At 62.5% G+C, this 368-nt stretch carries 1 pseudogene; it reads left to right on the top strand.

The features are described 5' to 3' along the window. Positions 1–368 (top strand): annotated as a pseudogene (locus HMPREF2924_RS16395) (conjugative transfer ATPase); the annotation flags it as partial.

Here is a 368-nt window from a genome sequence, read left to right as displayed (position 1 = left end):
CTGGCCGAAATGGCGGAAGCCATGCAGATGTTCTGCATGGGTGCCGACGGCGAGATGTTCAATCGCGAAGGCACGCCCTGGCCTGAAGCCGACCTCACCGTGGTGGATTTCGCGACTTACGCGCGCGAAGGCTACGCCGCCCAGCTCGGGATCGCCTACATCTCGCTGCTGAACACCGTGAACAACATCGCCGAACGCGACCAGTTCAAGGGCCGGCCCATCGTCAAGATCACCGATGAGGGGCACATCATCACCAAGCACCCGCTGCTGCTGCCCTACGCCATGAAGATCACCAAGATGTGGCGGAAACTGGGCGCCTGGTTCTGGCTCGCCACCCAGAACATCGACGACATCCCAGCCTCCGGGGC

This window comes from Pseudomonas sp. HMSC063H08, assembly GCF_001813645.1.
In the GTDB taxonomy this organism is placed as follows: Bacteria; Pseudomonadota; Gammaproteobacteria; order Pseudomonadales; family Pseudomonadaceae; genus Pseudomonas; species Pseudomonas aeruginosa.
This window is presented reverse-complemented; position numbering and strand designations above follow the sequence as displayed.